General features: G+C 53.4%; 1 pseudogene. It reads right to left on the bottom strand.

The window, feature by feature from the left end:
* Nucleotides 1–812, bottom strand: a pseudogene (locus ACTHUE_RS19485) (glucose-6-phosphate isomerase); the annotation flags it as partial.
* Nucleotides 813–929 lie beyond the last annotated feature (117 nt).

The following is a 929-nucleotide window of genomic DNA, read 5'->3' as shown; positions in this document are numbered from 1 at the left end:
AGGCTGTATCGTCCGCCGACCCAGTCCCAAAATTCAAACATATTGGCGGTATCGATACCGAATTCGGCAACGGCTTTTTGGTTGGTCGATACGGCAACGAAGTGTTTGGCCACGGCGCTTTCATCGCCTGCATGATCCAAGAACCATTTACGCGCGGTCAGGGCGTTGGTCAGGGTTTCTTGGGTGGTAAAGGTTTTGGACGCAATGATGAACAGCGTAGTTTCAGGGTGGACTTTGGACAATACGTCGCGCAGTTGGGAGCCGTCCACATTGGAGACGAAGTGCATGTTCAAACGCGGATGGCCGAAAGGCTTGAGCGCGGTACACATCATCAGAGGACCGAGGTCAGAGCCGCCGATACCGATGTTGACGACGTCGGTAATGACTTGATTGGTATAGCCCAACCAGCTGCCGCTGCGGACTTCATGCGCGAACTCGCCCATGCGTTGCAGGACATGGTTGACCTTAGGCATGACATCTTCGCCATCCACGACGATAGGGGCGTTGGTGCGGTTGCGCAGGGCGACGTGGAGAACGGCGCGGTTTTCCGTCGTATTGATTTTTTCGCCGTGGAACATTTGCTGCATCCGCTCCGGTACGCCTGCTTCACGCGCCAGCTCGAACAACAGTGCCATGGTTTCGTCGTTGATACGGTTTTTAGAATAATCCAAAGTCAGGCCGCCAACCTGCAGCCAGTAGCGCTCGGCACGTTCGGGATCTTGCTCGAACATTTCGCGCATGTGTTGTTCTTTGGTTTCGTCAAAATGTATCCATAATTTTGACCAAGCTGGTAAATCGTGAAGGTGTTTCATCGGATGCTCTCCTGGATAGTGGACAGTTTTGTTGAGAAAACGGCCGTGAGGTCGTCTGAAACGGGAACGGGGTGGTTTCCGTTTTTTGAGGTTTCAGACGGCCTTGATGTGGGTTGG

Source organism: Neisseria sp. P0021.S005 (genome assembly GCF_051956955.1).
Note: the sequence above shows the minus strand (reverse complement) of the source record. Positions and strands in the feature narration are given on the sequence as shown.